The sequence below is a fragment of the Streptomyces cellostaticus genome (assembly GCF_001513965.1).
Taxonomy (GTDB): Bacteria; Actinomycetota; Actinomycetes; order Streptomycetales; family Streptomycetaceae; genus Streptomyces; species Streptomyces cellostaticus.
Genome location: NZ_KQ948031.1, coordinates 1 through 16,535 on the forward strand (window position 1 = coordinate 1; position 16,535 = coordinate 16,535).

Annotated in this window: 16 protein-coding genes and 2 pseudogenes; 9 read left to right on the top strand and 9 right to left on the bottom strand. The window is 73.0% G+C overall.

Annotated elements, in window-relative coordinates; all coding sequences use genetic code 11:
- Positions 1–79 precede the first annotated feature (79 nt).
- Positions 80–364 carry a DUF6332 family protein gene (locus tag AQI88_RS27385; protein ID WP_067004217.1) on the top strand — a complete coding sequence of 95 codons (285 nt, stop codon included), beginning with the start codon at positions 80–82 and terminating at the stop codon, positions 362–364.
- On the opposite strand, the gene AQI88_RS27390 is transcribed toward AQI88_RS27385, so the two are convergent.
- From AQI88_RS27390 to AQI88_RS45230, 3 genes and pseudogenes are all read right to left on the bottom strand, one after another.
- Positions 325–990 (bottom strand): response regulator transcription factor, encoded by a 666-nt coding sequence (locus AQI88_RS27390; protein ID WP_067004218.1) that lies wholly within the window; start codon positions 988–990, stop codon positions 325–327. The two genes, AQI88_RS27385 and AQI88_RS27390, sit on opposite strands and share 40 nt — an antisense overlap.
- Positions 987–2,207: a sensor histidine kinase gene (locus AQI88_RS27395; protein WP_107118676.1), complete on the bottom strand. Its 1,221-nt coding sequence runs from the start codon at positions 2,205–2,207 to the stop codon at positions 987–989. The genes AQI88_RS27390 and AQI88_RS27395 overlap by 4 nt, the downstream gene beginning before the upstream one ends.
- Positions 2,208–2,298: 91 nt before the next feature.
- A pseudogene (locus AQI88_RS45230) lies at positions 2,299–2,496 on the bottom strand (TetR-like C-terminal domain-containing protein); the annotation flags it as partial.
- Positions 2,497–2,527: 31 nt separating this feature from the next.
- Here AQI88_RS45230 and AQI88_RS27400 point away from each other — a divergent pair.
- Positions 2,528–3,339: pseudogene (locus AQI88_RS27400) on the top strand (zinc-binding dehydrogenase); the annotation flags it as partial.
- A gap of 33 nt (positions 3,340–3,372) precedes the next feature.
- Here AQI88_RS27400 and AQI88_RS27405 read toward each other — a convergent pair.
- On the bottom strand, positions 3,373–4,065 hold the full coding sequence (locus AQI88_RS27405) for a TetR/AcrR family transcriptional regulator (protein WP_067004220.1): 693 nt from the start codon (positions 4,063–4,065) through the stop codon (positions 3,373–3,375).
- Positions 4,066–4,210: 145 nt separating this feature from the next.
- Here AQI88_RS27405 and AQI88_RS27410 point away from each other — a divergent pair, with 145 nt between their 5' ends.
- On the top strand, positions 4,211–4,666 hold the full coding sequence (locus AQI88_RS27410) for a nitroreductase family deazaflavin-dependent oxidoreductase (protein ID WP_067004459.1): 456 nt from the start codon (positions 4,211–4,213) through the stop codon (positions 4,664–4,666).
- Here the strand turns inward: AQI88_RS27410 and AQI88_RS27415 are convergent.
- Positions 4,656–5,897: a geranylgeranyl reductase family protein gene (locus AQI88_RS27415; protein ID WP_067004221.1), complete on the bottom strand. Its 1,242-nt coding sequence runs from the start codon at positions 5,895–5,897 to the stop codon at positions 4,656–4,658. The genes AQI88_RS27410 and AQI88_RS27415 overlap by 11 nt on opposite strands.
- A 133-nt stretch (positions 5,898–6,030) precedes the next feature.
- Between AQI88_RS27415 and AQI88_RS27420 the strand changes: the two genes are divergently transcribed.
- Together AQI88_RS27420 and AQI88_RS27425 are read left to right on the top strand one after the other, a co-directional pair.
- Positions 6,031–7,386, top strand: a complete 1,356-nt coding sequence (locus AQI88_RS27420; protein ID WP_067004222.1) for a dipeptidase — start codon at positions 6,031–6,033, stop codon at positions 7,384–7,386.
- A gap of 62 nt (positions 7,387–7,448) precedes the next feature.
- Positions 7,449–8,165, top strand: a complete 717-nt coding sequence (locus AQI88_RS27425) for an MBL fold metallo-hydrolase (protein WP_067004223.1) — start codon at positions 7,449–7,451, stop codon at positions 8,163–8,165.
- A 171-nt stretch (positions 8,166–8,336) separates the two neighbouring features.
- Here AQI88_RS27425 and AQI88_RS27430 read toward each other — a convergent pair whose 3' ends face one another.
- Entirely contained in the window at positions 8,337–9,392 is a 1,056-nt protein-coding gene (locus tag AQI88_RS27430; protein WP_067004224.1) for an NUDIX hydrolase, read from the bottom strand.
- 134 nt (positions 9,393–9,526) lie between these two features.
- Positions 9,527–9,718 carry a hypothetical protein gene (locus tag AQI88_RS46100; RefSeq protein WP_159050404.1) on the bottom strand — a complete coding sequence of 64 codons (192 nt, stop codon included), beginning with the start codon at positions 9,716–9,718 and terminating at the stop codon, positions 9,527–9,529.
- A gap of 195 nt (positions 9,719–9,913) precedes the next feature.
- On the opposite strand from AQI88_RS46100, the gene AQI88_RS27435 reads away from it, so the two are divergent.
- Both AQI88_RS27435 and AQI88_RS27440 read left to right on the top strand, forming a co-directional pair.
- Entirely contained in the window at positions 9,914–10,267 is a 354-nt protein-coding gene (locus AQI88_RS27435; RefSeq protein WP_067004225.1) for a hypothetical protein, read from the top strand.
- Positions 10,268–10,482: 215 nt separating this feature from the next.
- Entirely contained in the window at positions 10,483–12,507 is a 2,025-nt protein-coding gene (locus tag AQI88_RS27440) for an NPCBM/NEW2 domain-containing protein (protein WP_208615914.1), read from the top strand.
- A 78-nt stretch (positions 12,508–12,585) separates the two neighbouring features.
- On the opposite strand, the gene AQI88_RS27445 is transcribed toward AQI88_RS27440, so the two are convergent.
- A complete protein-coding gene (locus tag AQI88_RS27445) occupies positions 12,586–12,996 on the bottom strand; it encodes a hypothetical protein (protein WP_067004227.1) in 411 nt (136 codons plus the stop codon).
- Between the two features lie 96 nt (positions 12,997–13,092).
- On the bottom strand, positions 13,093–14,037 hold the full coding sequence (locus AQI88_RS27450; protein ID WP_067004228.1) for an ROK family protein: 945 nt from the start codon (positions 14,035–14,037) through the stop codon (positions 13,093–13,095).
- A 165-nt stretch (positions 14,038–14,202) separates the two neighbouring features.
- Here AQI88_RS27450 and AQI88_RS27455 point away from each other — a divergent pair, with 165 nt between their 5' ends.
- Positions 14,203–15,321, top strand: a complete 1,119-nt coding sequence (locus AQI88_RS27455) for a LacI family DNA-binding transcriptional regulator (RefSeq protein WP_398698694.1) — start codon at positions 14,203–14,205, stop codon at positions 15,319–15,321.
- Positions 15,322–15,328: 7 nt separating this feature from the next.
- Positions 15,329–16,090 (top strand): hypothetical protein, encoded by a 762-nt coding sequence (locus AQI88_RS27460; RefSeq protein ID WP_067004229.1) that lies wholly within the window; start codon positions 15,329–15,331, stop codon positions 16,088–16,090.
- The last annotated feature ends 445 nt before the right edge of the window (positions 16,091–16,535 follow it).

A 16,535-nucleotide genomic window follows, 5' to 3' on the forward strand; every position in this document is an offset into this window, starting at 1 on the left:
AAGGGGGAAACGCCTCCACGTGTGCGCCCGGCGGGTGTTGGATTGCCCCGCCGGGCGCACACCTGTGAGACTGGGAGGCATGGACGCATCCGGGGGACGACGCAGCAAGGCCGAGCAGGATGCGGCCACGGTGGAGATCGGGTACGCGCTGGTCAGCGCCGCCTTCGCGGCCGCCGTTCTGTTCGGGGCCGTCGCCGGGCCGGCTCTGCTCTTCCCGCTGCCGCATCTGCTGTCGGCGGCCCTGGTGCGGCTCGGCCTCGTCCTCGCGCCGGTGGTCTTCGTGGCCCGGGTGGTGAGCGTGCTGGTCCGCTTCCGGCGGGAGTCTCAGCCGAGCCAGCCCGGCCGCACCAACCCCGACTCGTAGGCGAGGACGACGAGTTGGGCGCGGTCCCGGGCGCCCAGCTTCACCATCGTGCGGCTCACATGGGTCTTCGCCGTGAGCGGGCTGACCACCAGGCGGCGGGCGATCTCCTCGTTGGACAGGCCGATGCCGACCAGCGCCATCACCTCTCGTTCCCGCTCGGTGAGCCGGGCCAGGGCGTCGGCGGCCGCGGGCTGCTTGGAGCGGGCCGCGAACTCGGCGATCAGCCGCCGGGTGACGCCCGGGGACAGCAGCGCGTCGCCCTCGACCACCGTCCTGACCGCGCGCACGAGTTCGTCCGGTTCGGTGTCCTTCACCAGGAACCCGGAGGCGCCCGACCGGATCGCCTCGAAGACGTACTCGTCGAGTTCGAAGGTGGTCAGCATGACCACCTTCACATCCTTCAGCTCCGTGTCCCCGGTGATGCGCCGGGTCGCGGCCAGCCCGTCCAGCAGGGGCATGCGGATGTCCATCAGGACGACGTCGGGCCGTAGTTCGCGCACCCTGAGCAGGGCCTCCTCGCCGTCCGCCGCCTCCCCGGCCACCGCGATGTCCGGCTGGGCGTCGAGCAGCGCCTTGAAACCGGCCCGCACGAGAGACTGGTCGTCGGCGAGCAGTACCCGGATCACTGGTCCTCCCTGGTGAGCAGGGGCAGTACGGCGAGCACCCGGAAGCCGCCGTCGGGGCGCGGGCCCGCCTCGATCGTGCCACCCAGCGCGGCCGCCCGCTCCCGCATGCCGGCCAGTCCGTTGCCGCTGCCCCCGGCGTCGGCTCCGGTCGCGGGCCCGTCGTCGTCGATGCGCAGCCGCAGTGCGGTGCCGTCGTGGTCGAACCGCACGCGCGCGTGCCGCGAGCCGGAATGCCGTACGACGTTGGTCAGGGCCTCCTGCACGATACGGAAGGCGGCCAGGTCGGCGCCGGGCGGCAGGTGCGGGGGCGTGCCCTGGACGTCGACGGTCAGCCCGGCGGCCGCCGCCTGTTCGACCAGTTCCGGCAGCCGGTCCAGACCGGGCGCGGGGGCGCGCGGCGCGGCACCCGGTGCGCGCAGGGTGTCGAGGACCTGGCGCACCTCGCCGAGGGCCTCCTTGCTGGCGGCCTTGATGGTGGTGAGCGCTGCACGGGCCTGCTCGGGATCGCTGTCCAGCAGGGCGAGGCCCACGCCCGCCTGCACGTTGATGACGGAGATGCTGTGCGCGAGCACGTCGTGCAGTTCGCGGGCGATCCGCAGCCGTTCCTCGTCCGCGCGCCGCCGGGCGGCCTGGGCCCGGTCCGCGCGCTCCCGTGCCCACTGCTCGCGCCGTATCCGGGCCAGTTCGCAGACCGCGACGATGGCCAGCACCCAGGTGGCCACGACGATTTCCTGACCCACGCTCGCCGCCTTGTCGCCCCGGGGCGGCAGCCAGCGATAGAGCCAGAGGGCGACCAGGGCGTGCCCCGCCCACAGCAGGCCGAGGGCCGCCCAGGCGGCCCGCCGGTGCCCGGCGACGACGGCACTGACGCAGCCGAGCGCGACGGCCAGGAAGACGGGGCCGTAGGGGTAGCCCGCGCCCAGGTAGACCAGGGCCGCCGTCGCCGTACCGAAGGCGACGGCCACCGGGTGGCGGTGCCGCCACAGCAGCAGCACCGAGGCCACGAACAGCAGCACGCGCGCGTACACGTCGAGTTGCTCCCGGTGGGGCTGCGCGTGCGCGGCGAAGTTCGAGCCGGCGAGCACGAACGCGGTGAGCAGCACGGTGGAGCGCCAGGGCAGGCCGGCGGAGTGCGGCTCCGGGTCCGCGGAGCGGTTCCACCCCGGGGGCCCGTACCGCCACCACTGCGCGGGACCGCGCTCGCGCTGCTCTTCCATGCCCGCCACGCTAGACGCCGGCGGGCCGTGCGGACGTCAGCCGGACGAGGTGATCACGGATACTCCCCGGGGAGTACGACCGCCCGTGCGCTCAGCTCCCGCCGGCCAGTCCCTCCACCTCGGCGGTGAACAGCAGCTCCGGGTCGAAGCCCATGCCCGTGAAGTGGCCGGCGAGTTCCAGGGAGAGGACTCCGTGCAGGCGGGTCCAGAAGGCCAGGGCCCGGCGCAGGACGGGCGGTGGGGCGGGGTGGTCGCCCGCCCATCCGCGGTGGTCGGCGAGGTGGGTCTCGAGCGCGTCGGCCGACGCGGCCCGGGGCTCCTCGGCCGGCATCGGCGTCACCCCGGGCCTCGTCGGCAAGCGGGTGGCGGCGCTGGTGAAGGTCGGCGGCTGAGCCAGTCATGTGGTTCTCGACGCGGCCGACGCGGTGGAGGTGCCGGCCGGGATCGGCGCGGCGGAGGCGGAGACGCTGGTGGTCAACGGGATCACCGCGTGGCAGATGCTGCACCGCAGGGCCCGGGTGCGCAGCGGCGGCACGGTCCTGGTCCACGGTGCGAACGGCGGTGTCGGCACGGTCCTGGTCCAGCTCGCGCGCGCAGCGGGCCTGAAGGTGATCGGCACGGCGTCCGCGCGCCACCACCAGGCCCTGCGCGACCCGGGTGTCACCCCCTCGACTACCGCACCGAGAACATCCCGGCCCGGGTCCGGGAACTCGCCCCCGGCGGGGTCGACGCCGTCTTCGACCACCTCGGCGGGCGCAGCGTCACCGACTCCTGGCGGCTGCTCGCTCCCGGCGGGACCCTCGTCGCCTACGGCAGCGCCACCACCCGGGACGACACGGGCTCCAAGCAGTGGCCCGTCCTGAAGATCCTCGGCCGGGTGTGGTGGTGGAACGCGCTGCCCAACGGCCGCCACGCCTGCTTCTTCAACGTCTGGGCGGGCCGCACCCTGAGCAAGGACCGTTTCCGGACCCGGCTGCGCGCCGGCCTCACCCAGGCGTTCCACGCCCTGGAGCGCGGCGAGGTCACCGCGCGGATCGCCGCCCGGCTGCCGCTCACCGAGGTCGCGGAGGCGATGCGGCCGGCCGAGTCCGGCACGGTGACCGGGAAGGTCGTCCTGATTCCCGAGGCATAGGTGCCGCCGGGAGCCGGGCCCGGCCCGAGGGCGTCAGGGGTGGATCAGGCCCACATCCCGGGCGAGCCGGGCGGCCGCATGCCGGAAAAACGTCTCCCGGTCCTCCACGACCCGGTGGAACTGCCCGAACAGCTCGAACCCGACCAGCCCGAACAGCTGGGCCCAGGCCGCCACCAGCGCCACCGCCGCCTCGGAAGGCAGATCCGGCGCGAAGTCCGCCACCATCCGCTCGCCCTCGAGGCGCAGCTCGGCGGGGAGGGGCAGGGCAGCGAGGCCGGGGCCCTGGTGGGCGTCACGGACGATGCCGATGAGGAGCAGGCCGACGCGGGAGGCGGCCGGAACGGTGGTCTCGGGCGCGGTGTAGCCGGGCACCGGCGAGCCGTAGATCAGCGCGTACTCGTGCGGACGGGCGAGCGCCCAGCCGCGCACCGCCTCGCATACGGCCGTCCAGCGCCGCACGAAGTCCGCGTCGGCCGCCTTCGCGTGGGCCGCCTCCGCCGCCTCGCCGAGGGAGTCGTAGGCGTCGATGATCAGCGCGGTCAGCAGGTCGTCGCGGCTGGGGAAGTAGCGGTAGAGCGCGGAGGAGACCATGCCCAGCTCACGGGCGACGGCCCGCAGGGAGAGCTTGGCGGCACCCTCCGCGGCGAGCTGTCTGCGGGCCTCGTCCTTGATGGCGGCGGTGACTTCGACCCTGGCCCGCGCGCGGGCGCCCTGTGCGGTGCTCATACCGGCAGTGTGCCACGGAGGAGAGCGGTGCACACAAACAAGAGCGGCGAACAAAACCGAGAGCAGTGCTCTTGCTTTGGAGCACCTGTGTCCCCCACACTGGAGTCAAGCGAGAGCACCGCTCTCCCAAACCGTGGGGGTCACCATGTCGTCGTCTTCGCCGTACTACCTCAAGGGCAGCCCGATGACCGTGCGCCTGAACGGGATCGTCGGCTGGCTCGCCCGGCACGGGCTCAGCCTCGCAGGGAGCGCCGAGCTGTCGGTGCGCGGCCGCAGGAGCGGCGCGCTGCAGCGCGTCCCGGTCAACCCGCACACCTGCGCGGGCGAGCAGTACCTCGTCTCGGCGCGCGGCCACTCCCAGTGGGTGCGCAACATGCGGGCCGCGGGCGACGGCGAGCTGCGGGTGGGCAGGAAGGTGCGCGCGTTCACCGCGGTGGAGCTTCCCGACACGGAGAAGCTCCCGATCCTGCGGACCTACCTGGAGAAGTGGGGCTGGGAGGTCAAGCAGTACTTCGCGGGCGTGACGGCCGCCTCCTCCGACGCGGAGATCCTCGCGATCGCCCCCGACCACCCGGTCTTCCGGATCACCGTCACGAAGTGACGGCGTCCTCGGCCGGAACGGCCGGCCCCCGGTCCAGCGCGGTCAGGGCGCGCTGGGCGATCGGGCGGGAGCGGACCAGCTCGCCCAGGGACGTCGAGCCCTGCGTGATGTCCTTGAACGCCCTCCAGGCGGGACGGAAGCCGGTGAGGGCCGCGTGGAAGATGCCGGGCCGGCGCTCGAACGCGGCCAGCATGCGCTTGCCGACGCTCATCTCGACGCCGAGCCCCGCCTTGATCGCGAACGCGTAGTTCAGGGCCTGGCGACGGGTGTCGACGGCGTCGTGCGCCTCGGCGATCCGGACCGCCCACTCCCCCGCCAGCCGGCCCGAGCGCAGCGCGAAGGAGATGCCCTCGCGGGTCCACGGCTCCAGCAGGCCCGCCGCGTCACCGCAGACCAGCACCCGGCCGCGGGAGAGCGGGGAGTCATCGGCGCGGCAGCGGGTCAGGTGCCCGGAGGAGATGCCCGGTTCGAAGCCGGCCAGCCCGAGCCGGGCGATGAAGTCCTCCAAGTACCGCTTGGTGGCGGCGCCTTCGCCGCGGGCCGAGATCACGCCGACCGTCAGCGTGTCGCCCTTCGGGAAGACCCAGCCGTAACTGCCCGGCATGGGGCCCCAGTCGATCAGGACCCGGCCCTTCCAGTCCTCGGCGACCGTGTCCGGGACCGGGATCTCCGCCTCCAGGCCGAGGTCGACCTGGTCCAGCTTCACCCCGACGTGCGCCCCTATCCGGCTGGCGCTCCCGTCGGCGCCGACGACCGCGCGGGCCAGCACCGTCTCGCCGCCCTGCAGGACCACGGCAACCGTACGCCGGTCCGGCACCGCGGAGCCGTGCTGCTCGACCCGCTGCACCGTGACGCCCGTGCGCAGCTCGGCGCCCGCCTTCTGCGCGTGCTCGACCAGCTGCTGGTCGAACTCGGGCCGGTTGATGAGCCCGAACAGCATCTGCCGGGAACGGCGGGTGCGGGTGAAGCGCCCGTTGTTCGAGAACGTGACCGCGTGCACGCGGTCCTGGAGGGGCAGCTCGAAGCCGGGCGGCAGCGCGTCGCGCGAGGGGCCGATGATGCCGCCGCCGCAGGTCTTGTAGCGGGGCAGCTCGGCTTTCTCCAGCAACAGCACGCGTCGCCCCGCGACCGCCGCCGCGTAGGCGGCCGAGGCCCCCGCGGGTCCCGCGCCCACCACGACGACGTCCCACACCCGCTGCACGTCGTCCGCCGAAGAGTTCTCGCCGCTCACGATGGTCTACTGCTCCGATCAAGCCGCTGCCGCACCTGTCCCCCCGCATCCTACGGCGGCCGTCGTCGCAGGCAGCTGTGGGAGGATCGGTCTACCTCAGCAGTTCAACGTCGCACCCACGAGGAGCGTGCCCATGTCGTCGAATCCGGTCGCCGAGACCGTCGCCTCGCTGCTGCCCCGGGCGAAGGCAGAGCTGACCGAACTGGTCGCCTTCAAGTCGGTGGCGGACTTCGCGCAGTTCCCGAAGAGCGAGAGCGAGGGCGCCGCGAACTGGATAGCCGACGCACTGCGCGCCGAGGGCTTCGTGGACGTGGCCCTCCTCGACACCCCGGACGGCACGCAGTCGGTATACGGCCTGCTGCCGGGACCGGAGGGGGCAAAAACGGTTCTCCTCTATGCCCACTACGACGTCCAGCCGCCCCTCGACGAGGCCGGCTGGACCTCCCCGGCGTTCGAGCTGACCGAGCGCGACGGCCGCTGGTACGGCCGCGGCAGCGCGGACTGCAAGGGCGGCCTGATCATGCACCTGCTCGCGCTGCGCGCCCTGAAGGCGAACGGCGGCGTCCCCGTACACGTCAAGGTCATCGTCGAGGGCTCCGAGGAACAGGGCACGGGGGGCCTTGAGCGGTACGCCGAGCAGCACCCGGAGTTGCTGAAGGCGGACACGATCGTCATCGGCGACGCGGGCAACTTCCGTGTCGGACTGCCGACGGTGACCACCACGCTGCGCGGCATGACGCTGGTCCGCATCCAGATGGACACCCTCGCCGGCAACCTGCACTCGGGCCAGTTCGGCGGCGCCGCCCCGGACGCGCTGGCCGCGCTGATCCGCGTCCTGGACTCGCTGCGCGCCGAGGACGGCTCGACCACGGTCGACGGGCTCGACGCCACCGCCGGGTGGGAGGGCCTGGAGTACACCGAGGAGCAGTTCCGCAAGGACGCCAAGGTGCTGGACGGGGTCGGGCTGATCGGTGACGGCTCGGTGGCCGACCGCATCTGGGCCCGCCCGGCGGTGACGGTCCTCGGCATCGACTGCCCGCCGGTGGTGGGCGCGACCCCGTCGGTGCAGTCGAGCGCCGGCGCCCTGGTCAGCCTGCGCGTGCCGCCGGGCGTGGACGCGGCGGAGGCGACCAAGCTGTTCCAGGCCCATGTCGAGGCGCACACCCCGTGGGGCGCCCGGGTGCGGACCGAGCAGATCGGCCAGGGCCAGGCCTTCCGTGCCGACACCTCCAGCCCGGCCTACCAGGCGATGGCCGACGCGATGGCGGTCGCCTACCCGGGCGAGACCATGCAGTACGCCGGCCAGGGCGGCTCCATCCCGCTGTGCAACACCCTCGCCGGTCTCTACCCGCAGGCGGAGATCCTGCTGATCGGCCTGAGCGAGCCGGAGGCGCAGATCCACGCGGTCAACGAGAGCGTGTCCCCCGAGGAACTGGAGCGGCTGTCGGTCGCCGAGGCGCTGTTCCTGCGCAACTACGCGGCGGGCTGAACCGTTCTGCCCACGGCAGAGGCCCCTCGCCCGCGGGCGGGGGCCCTGCCTACGGTCGGCGCATGGACGTCATCGAACTGCTCCCCCGCCTCCACCTCCTGCGTTTCGCCGTCGGGCAGGCCTATCTCTGGCGCGACGACGAGGAGTTGACGCTGATCGACGCGGGAACGCCCGGCTCGGGCCGGACGATCGCCGACGCGATCACGTCGCTGGGCCGCGCCCCCAAGGACGTACGGCGCATCGTGCTGACCCATTTCCACGAGGACCACGCGGGCGGGGCGGGCGAGTTCGCCGCGCTGAGCGGCGCCGAGGTGCTGGCGCACCGCCTGGACGCGCCGTTCGTCCGGGGTGAACGCCCCGGCCCGCCGCCGCGGTTCGAGGACTGGGAGCTGCCGATCCACGCGGAGGTGTCACGGCATCTGCCCGAGGGCGAGCCGGTGCCCCCGCGGGACGTGACGCCCGTGTCCGACGGCGATGTGCTCGGCTTCGGCGGCGGTGCCCGGGTGTTCCACGTCCCCGGGCACACGGACGGCAGCATCGCCCTGTTCGTCCCCGACGAGGGCGTGCTGTTCACGGGCGACACGGTGGCGGCCTCACCGGTCGACGGGGCGGTGATGCCGGGCGTGTTCAACCTCGACCGTGGCCAACTCCTCTCTTCCGTCCGCCGGTTGGCGTCCCTCGACGCGGACGTGGCGTGTTTCGGGCACGGCGACCCGGTTGTGGGCCACGCGGCGGCGGCTCTTCGGACGGCGGCGGACAGCCACCCGGCCGTCGGCTGATCTCGGGGGCCTGACCGCCGCCCGTTTCACCGCCCGCGCCCGCGTCCCGGTCTGCCTCGCCCTGCTCGCCGACCGGGAGCCGGCCGCGCACGACAACGGGGGAACGCCGACGCCCCAAAAACGGCGCCTTCCTCGCCGGGATCACCCATGAGGCGGGCGTCCGGGGACCCCTCAGGCGGCCTGGCCGGCGACCGGGACGCCGGCCTCCAGATAGAGCGCGCTTCCGCGCTCGCGGGCCCGCAACGCCCAGCGCAGCCGCTCGTAGCGCACCGGCGGCAGCATCCCGGCCGCCTCCTGCTCGGTGGCGAAGCGCCACCCGCGCAGCTCGGGTCCCGGCAGCAGCACCCCGGACGCCTCGGCGGAGTCCAGCCGGCCGCCGTCGAAGAGCAGGCGCAGTCCGCCGTAGCCGGGGGGTGCGGGCCGCTCCCAGTCCACGACGAGCAGGCGCGGCACCTCCCGCAGCCGTATCCCGGTCTCCTCGGCGACCTCGCGCATGCCGGCGCGGGCGGGGGCCTCGCCGCGCTCGACCACACCGCCCGGGAACTCCCAGCCGGGCTTGTAGGTGGGGTCGACGAGCAGCACCCGGTCGTGCTCGTCGAAGAGCAGCACCCCGGCGGCAAGGGTCTCGGCGGTGGGCTCGGGGGTCTGCACGATGTCGCAGGGGGGTACGGCCCCGCTGCCGACCGCGTCGGCGATGCGGACGGCGGTCTCGTACGGAGTGAGGGCGCTGGTGTCGATCAGGTGGGCGTCGGCGGTGAGCCAGGCGGCGAGGGCGGCCCGGTAGGGCTCGATGTGGTCGTACGACCACTGCCGGACGCGCATCTCGCCGTCGGGCAGGTCCGGCGGGATCTCCCGCCCGGCTATCCGCTCGCGCAGTATCGTTTCGGCCGGGGCGAGGAGCAGATGCCGTACGGGTATCCGGCGGGCGGCGAGGCCGCCGAAGATCTCGTCGCGGTACTCCTGGCGCAGCAGGGCCATGGGGACCACGAGGGTCCCGCCCAGCTCGGCGAGCATCGCGGCCGCCGTGTCGATCACGAGCCGGCGCCAGATCGGCAGATCCTGGAAGTCGCTGACCTCGGCGAGGCGCTTGGGCGGCAGCAGGTGCGGGAGCGCTGCGCCGATGACCTCGGGGTCGAAGAGCGTGCTGTTCGGGATCAGCTCGATCAGTTCGCGTGCGGTGGTGGTCTTCCCCGCACCGAACGCGCCGTTGATCCAGACGACGGTCACGGTTCCCCCTCTTCTGTTGGCCCCCTGGGGCTTGCCCGCTCCACCCTGCCACGGAAACCACATCCCGTTGAGGGCGCGCACACGAGAGTGCCGGTGCCCCCTTGCAGCGGGGCACCGGCACTGTGCGCCACGGGCTATTCGTGCACCGGCGCGTTGTCGTCGACGGCCGGGCCGTCCTGGCCGGCCGGGTGGTCGGCCTTGTCGAGGGCGCCCGAGACCTTGAGGTCACCGAGACGTCCGTGGTCCTCGGCGTGCGACGGGGTGACGGCGGCCACGACGAATCCGGTGGCGAGGGAGGCGAGGGCGAGCATGCTGCGCTTCTTCATGCCGTGATGAACTGCCGAACCGGCCGGGGGTCACGCGGATCGCATCGATTGCGCCCTTCGGGCCGAGGGCACCGGAGCGGCAGACCGGCACGGCCGGCCGCGGCGAAACCCCGTGGCCGGGTGATCACGGGGCCGGTATCGTCGGGATCCCGGTCTGCCGGAAGCCGGTGGATCACGACCAGGAGCACCACGGCCATGACCAGCACCCGCCCGACGACGACCCTCTGGCGCCCCACCGGCCCCAAGGAGCTCGATCTCGTCCGGGAGCTGGACTGGAGGGCGTGGCCGCCGCGGCTGCCCGAACAGCCGATCTTCTACCCGGTTCTCAACGAGGACTACGCGATCAGGATCGCCCGGGACTGGAACGTCAAGCACGACGGTGCCGGCTTCGTGACGCGCTTCGAGGTCGACGCGGAGTTCGCCGGCCGCTATCCCGTGCAGCAGGCCGGCGGCGAGACGATCCTGGAACTGTGGGTCCCCGCCGAGGAACTGGACGAGTTCAACGCCCACATCGTCGGCCGTATCGAGGTCGTACACGAGTTCCGCTGATGCCACGGGAGGCCGGGCGAATCAACACAATCAAACGCCCGGCCTCTCCGTCGTCCAGCAAAATCCGCTGCCGTCAAGGGGTGTGACGGAATATCGAACAATCCGGACGCACCCTTCCAACACAGTCCGACACGTCCTACCGTAAACGCGCACCGGTGACACGTACATGCCGTCATGCCCCATCTCACCGTTCGCGAGTCGGAGGAACGTCAACGATGCGTCACCCTCACACCCGCACAACCCGCCGAAGAGTGGTCGGAGCGCTCACCACGGGGCTGCTGTGTGCGGCGGGCCTCGCCGCCCCCGCGACAGCGGCCCCCGCCCAGGACCCCGTCGCCGCCCCCGCCCTGGCCGACGGCCTCGCCCTCACCCCGCCCATGGGCTTCAACAACTGGAACTCCACACACTGCCGCGCCGACTTCGACGAGGCCATGGTCAAGGGGATCGCGGACCTCTTCGTGGACAAGGGCCTCAAGGACGCCGGCTACCGGTACGTCAATCTCGACGACTGCTGGGCGCTGCCGAACCGGGACGCGAACGGCAAGCTCGTGCCCGACCCGGCCCGCTTCCCGAACGGCATCAAGGCCGTCGCGGACTACGTCCACGCCAAGGGCCTCAAGCTCGGCATCTACACCAGCGCCGGCACCAAGACCTGCAACAGCGCGGGCTTCCCGGGCGCGCTCGGCCACGAGTACAGCGACGCGCGGCAGTTCGCCGACTGGGGCGTGGACTACCTCAAGTACGACAACTGCAACAACCTCGGCGTCGACGCCAAGCAGCGCTACCGGACCATGCGCGACGCGCTCAGAGCGACCGGCCGGTCCATCGTCTACAGCATCTGCGAATGGGGCGAGAACAAGCCCTGGGAGTGGGCGGCGGACGACGGCCAGCTGTGGCGCACCACCGGTGACATCAGCGACAGCTGGGGTTCGATGGTGTCGATCCTCAAGCAGAACCTGCCCCTCGCCCCCTACGCGGGTCCCGGCCACTGGAACGACCCCGACATGCTGGAGGTCGGCAACGGCGGCATGACCGACACCGAGTACCGCTCGCACTACTCCCTCTGGTCGGTCATGGCCGCGCCCCTGCTCATCGGCACCGACCTGCGCAAGGCCTCCCCGGCGACCTTCGACATCCTGGACAACAAGGAGGTCGTCGCCGTCGACCAGGACCCGCTGGGCAAGCAGGGCACCGTCGTGTCCTCCGCGGGCGGGCGCTGGGTCGTCGCCAAGGAGATGAAGGACGGCAGCCGCGCGGTCGCCCTGTTCAACGAGTCGGGCACCGCCCAGCGGATCGCCACCACCGCCGGTGCCGTCGGCCTGCCCGACGCCCCCGCCTACACCCTGCGCGACCTGTGGCAGCATCGCAGCTACAACACCGCGGGCACCCTCGCGGCGACCGTCCCGGCCCACGGCACGGTCCTGCTGCGCGTCGCGGCCGACCCGGACTGGGCCGCCAACCCGCCCGCCGCGGAACTCGGCCTGGACGGCAGCCCGTTCGTGGAGGCGGGCACCCCGGCCACGCTGACCACCGCCGTCACCGACCTCGGCCGCACGGCCGCACGCCAGGTGTCCGTGTCACTGACCGGCCCCGAGGGGTGGACCGTACGGCCGACTTCGGCGGCCACGGCCGCCGCCCTCGCGACGGGCAAGTCCCTGCGCACCGGCTGGAGCGTGACCGCCCCGGCGGGGACGCCGACCGGCTCCTACGCCCTCATCGTGCAGGCGAGCTACCGCTCGCCGTCCGGGCAACGCGTCACCGGCGCTCTCCCGCTGACCGCGTCCGTAGTGCTGCCGCCGCCCTCCGGGACCTCGTACGCGAGCGATCTGCCCTGGCTGTCGGCGACGAACGGCTGGGGCCCGGTCGAACGCGACACCAGCAACGGCGAGAGCGCCGCCGGTGACGGCCACCCGATCACCATCGGCGGAACCACGTACGCCAAGGGGCTCGGTGTCCATGCCGAAAGCGCCGTCGAGTTCTACACCGGCGGCAGGTGCTCGGCGGTCACCGCCCGGGTGGGCCTCGACGACGAGACCGGCACCCGGGGGACCGTCGCCTTCGAGATCTGGGCGGACGGCAGGAAGGCCGCCTCGACCGGCGTCCTCACCCACGCGACGCCCGCCCGAGCCGTTTCGGCCGACGTGACCGGGGCCCAGGTCGTCCGCCTCGTCGCCACCGACGGCGGCGACGGCATCGACTACGACCACGCCGACTGGGCGGACCCGAAGCTCACCTGCTGAGCGACGGGCGCGCCGAGGTCACCGCGCGACCGTCGGGGGTCGACCACCCCCGATGATCACGCGGTGACCGTCATCGGCCTACCACCACGCGGTGCAGCGCGCGTAGTTGTCGCCGTTCGCCTGCACGCAGACCCGGGCCAGCGCGGGGTCGTTGTCCGGGATGTAGGTGGACTCCTGAGAGTGGTAGGGGTCGACCCAGATCCGGTTCTGCAGACCGTAGAAGTGGTTGGTGTCGCCGTCCGCGGCCCAGTCGATCCAGCCCGAACAGGTGGTGCCACCGCTGTTGTTGTTCACGTAGTTCCGGACCTGCCAGCCCCCGCCGCCCGAAACGTACTGAGTCATCAGGGTGCCCGAGCATCTGTTGCTCCAGACCGTGTACCGGGCGGTCTCTGCGGAGGCGACCCCGCTGCCGCCCAGCACCAGCGTGGCGACTCCGGCCAGCGTGCCGGCCCCGACGGCGGCCCGGCGCACGATGCTGCGTGCGTTCATGTTCCGTTCCCTCCCTCATGTGCAGCGTTCGCCGCACATGAGGGATCTTCCGAGCCGGTTCCAACAGCCGGCCAACGGAGGGCTAACCGCCGCTTGTCACACGGACGTCGGACGCGGCGACGCCAAGGCCGCCGCGGCCGCCCCCACGAGCCCCGCGTCCGTCCCCGTCGACGCGGGCGCCACCGTCAGGCGCCGTACGAAGGACAGCGTCGCGTAGTCGCGCAGGTACCGTCGCAGGGGCGCGAAGAGGATGTCGCCCGCCTTGGCCACTCCCCCGCCGATCACGGCGATGTCGATCTCGACGAGGGTCGCCGTCGCGGCGATCCCGGCGGCCAGGGCCTGGGCGGCACGTTCGAAGGACGCGACCGCGACCGGATCGCCCGCGCGGGCGGCGACGGCCACGGCGGCGGCCGAGGTGTCGCCGTCGGAGCCGGGCCGCCAGCCGCCGTCGAGGGCGCGGCGCGCGATGTTGGGCCCGCTGGCGATGCGTTCCACGCAGCCGCGCGCACCGCACGGGCAGAGGTCGCCGTCGAGGTCCACGCTGATGTGGCCGATGTGCCCGGCGTTGCCCGTGGGGCCGGGGTGCAGCCTGCCGCCGAGGACGAGGCCGCCTCCGACGCCCGTGGAGACCACCATGCACAGCGCGTTGTCGTGGCCGCGGGCGGCGCCCTGCCAGTGCTCGGCCGCCGTGATCGCCACGCCGTCGCCGATCAGCTCGACCGGCAGGCCACCGGTGGCCGCGCGCACCCGCTCGACCAGCGGGAAGTCGCGCCAGCCCGGCACGTTCACCGGACTGACGGTGCCCGCCGAGGCGTCCACCGGGCCCGCGCTGCCGATACCGATCGAGCCGGCGCGTCCCCACAGGGGCGACCCGGCGAGGTCGCCGAGCACCTCCTCGACGGCCCGCATGACCGTTTCGCCGTCCTGCTGCGCAGGTGTCGCGCGCTGTGCGCGCGCCTGGATCCGTCCGTGGCCGTCCACCAGCGCGCCGGCGATCTTGGTGCCGCCGATGTCCAGGGCCGCCACGAGGTCGGTGTGCATCAGTGTCAGATCTCCCCGTTGAAAGCTTGAGAACCAGAAACCAGAAAATGAGGCAGGCCGGTCAAGCGGTGGGGACGCAGGCCGGAGACAGCGCTGGACAGTCTCTCGCGCATCTGACAACGTTGTCCAGGCTCTATGCTCGACGCCACATCCTCATACAAATCCATGGATCGTCGCACCACCTCGGTGGAAATGACGGACGACAGGACAGGACAGCGCATCGTGCCCGAGACCACCCGCCGCGCAGACCGCCACGCAGACCGCCTCTCCGGGACCCGTTACGGCAACCGTCCCACGATGAAGGACGTGGCCGCGCGCGCCGGGGTCGGCCTGAAGACGGTGTCCCGCGTGGTCAACGGCGAGCCCGGCGTCACGCCCGACACCGAGCGCCGCGTCCAGGAGGCGATCGACGCGCTCGGCTTCCGCCGCAACGACAGCGCGCGCGTCCTGCGCAAGGGCCGTACGGCCAGCATCGGCCTGGTCCTGGAGGACCTCGCCGACCCCTTCTACGGCCCGCTGAGCCGCGCGGTCGAGGAGGTGGCCCGCGCCCACGGCGCGCTGCTGATCAACGGCTCCAGCGCCGAGGACCCGGAGCGGGAGCAGGAGCTGGCGCTGGCGCTGTGCGCCCGGCGGGTGGACGGTCTGGTGGTGATCCCGGCCGGGGACGACCACCGGTACCTGGAGCCGGAGATCAGGGCGGGCGTGGCCACCGTGTTCGTGGACCGCCCCGCCGGGAAGATCGACGCCGACGTCGTGCTGTCCGACAACTACGGCGGCGCCCGCGACGGCGTCTCCCACCTGATCGCGCACGGCCACCGCCGGATCGGGTTCATCGGCGACATGCCCCGCATCCACACCGCGGCCGAGCGGCTGCGTGGCTACCGGGCCGCCATGGAGGACGCGGGGATACCCGTCGAGGGGCAGTGGATGTCCCTCGGGGCGACGGATCCGGTGCGGGTGCGCCGGGCGGCCGAGGACATGCTCTCGGGCCCCACCCCCGTCACCGCGATCTTCGCGGGCAACAACCGGGTGACGGTCACCGTGATCCGGGTCCTCGCCGAGCAGTCCCGTCCGGTCGCCCTCGTCGGCTTCGACGACATCGAGCTGGCCGATCTGCTCCAGCCGGGTGTCACGGTCGTCGCCCAGGACGCGGCAGCCCTCGGCCGGACCGCCGCCGAGCGCCTCTTCCGGCAGCTGGACGGCAGCCTCGTCGCGCCGGAGCGCATCGAGCTGCCGACCCGCCTGATCACCCGCGGCTCCGGCGAGCTGCCGCCCGCCGGGTGAGCCGCCCATGACCGGCCGCACCCTGGAGGAACTGGGGCTCGCCGAGGCACCCCGCGACCATCCGCTGCTCTATCCGGGCGCCTGGCCCGCCGACTCCGGGCTGCTGCACGGCGACCGGATGCTGCCGCTCGAGCACCTGGTGCACGACGACCGGGTGCCGGTCCTCGCGGTCGGCTCCAACGCCTGCCCCGGTCAACTGCGCCACAAAATGGCGGAGTTCGGGATCAGCGCCCCGCTGCCGATGGTGCGGGCACGGGTGCGCGGGGTCGACGTGGGCGTCTCGGCACACGTCAGCCCGCTGGGCTATGTCTCCGCCTCGCCGGTCAAGTCGCCTCGCGCGTTACGCGAGTTGTTCGTCATCTGGCTGAACCCACGGCAACTGGCCGCGATCGACGCCAGCGAGGGCAACTTCCACCGGGCCTGGCTGCCCGCACCGGACGTACACATCGAGCTGGCGGACGGTCAGGTCCTGCCCGGGGCGCACTCGTACGTCAACCGGCACGGGGTGCTGCACAACGGCGCCGGTGCGCCGCGCCGGCATGCCGGCCAGCGCGCCCTGATCACCGAACTCCTCGTGGATTCGGCCCCGTTGAGGGAACTGTTCGGCGACACGCCGGAGGAGTTCTGTGCCCGGGCCCGTGCCGACGTCGCCCTGTGTGCGCGGGGCACGCGGCTGTTCGCGGAGCACCAGTGGGTGACGGAGTCCGGGCTGGAGCCGTACGCCCGGGGGCAGCAACCGGGGAGTCCCGGGACCGGGGCGTCGCGCTGACGTGTCGTCGCCGGTCTTCGCCCGCCGGACGTCGGCCCACCGGCCGTAGGTCTCCCTGCGGCCCGGATTCGCCCGGCAGTGGAAACAGCCCCTCCGGCGCCGTGGGCGGAGGTATGGCGCAACGGCGCCGGGGTGGCGGACCGGGCGGCGGCGCGGGCCTCGCGCCGCATGCACAGCTCCTTGACGGCGACCGCCCGCCGCACGACACCCGTGCCACCGCGCCGGAGCCGGGCGGTGACCCGGTGGCGCCCGGTGAGCAGCCGGCCGGCCCCGTCCGTGTGCCCGTCCTCCACGGGGCCGTGACCGGCCGGTGGCTGGTGCTCCGCCGCTCGGCCCCTCAGGGCGCCGTCGATCCGTACCCGCCCGGTCCGTGCTCTTCCGGCCCGGGCTCCCCCGAAGCACCGCCGCCCCGTCCCTTCAGCCCCCTGTGCAGACCATGGGGCGG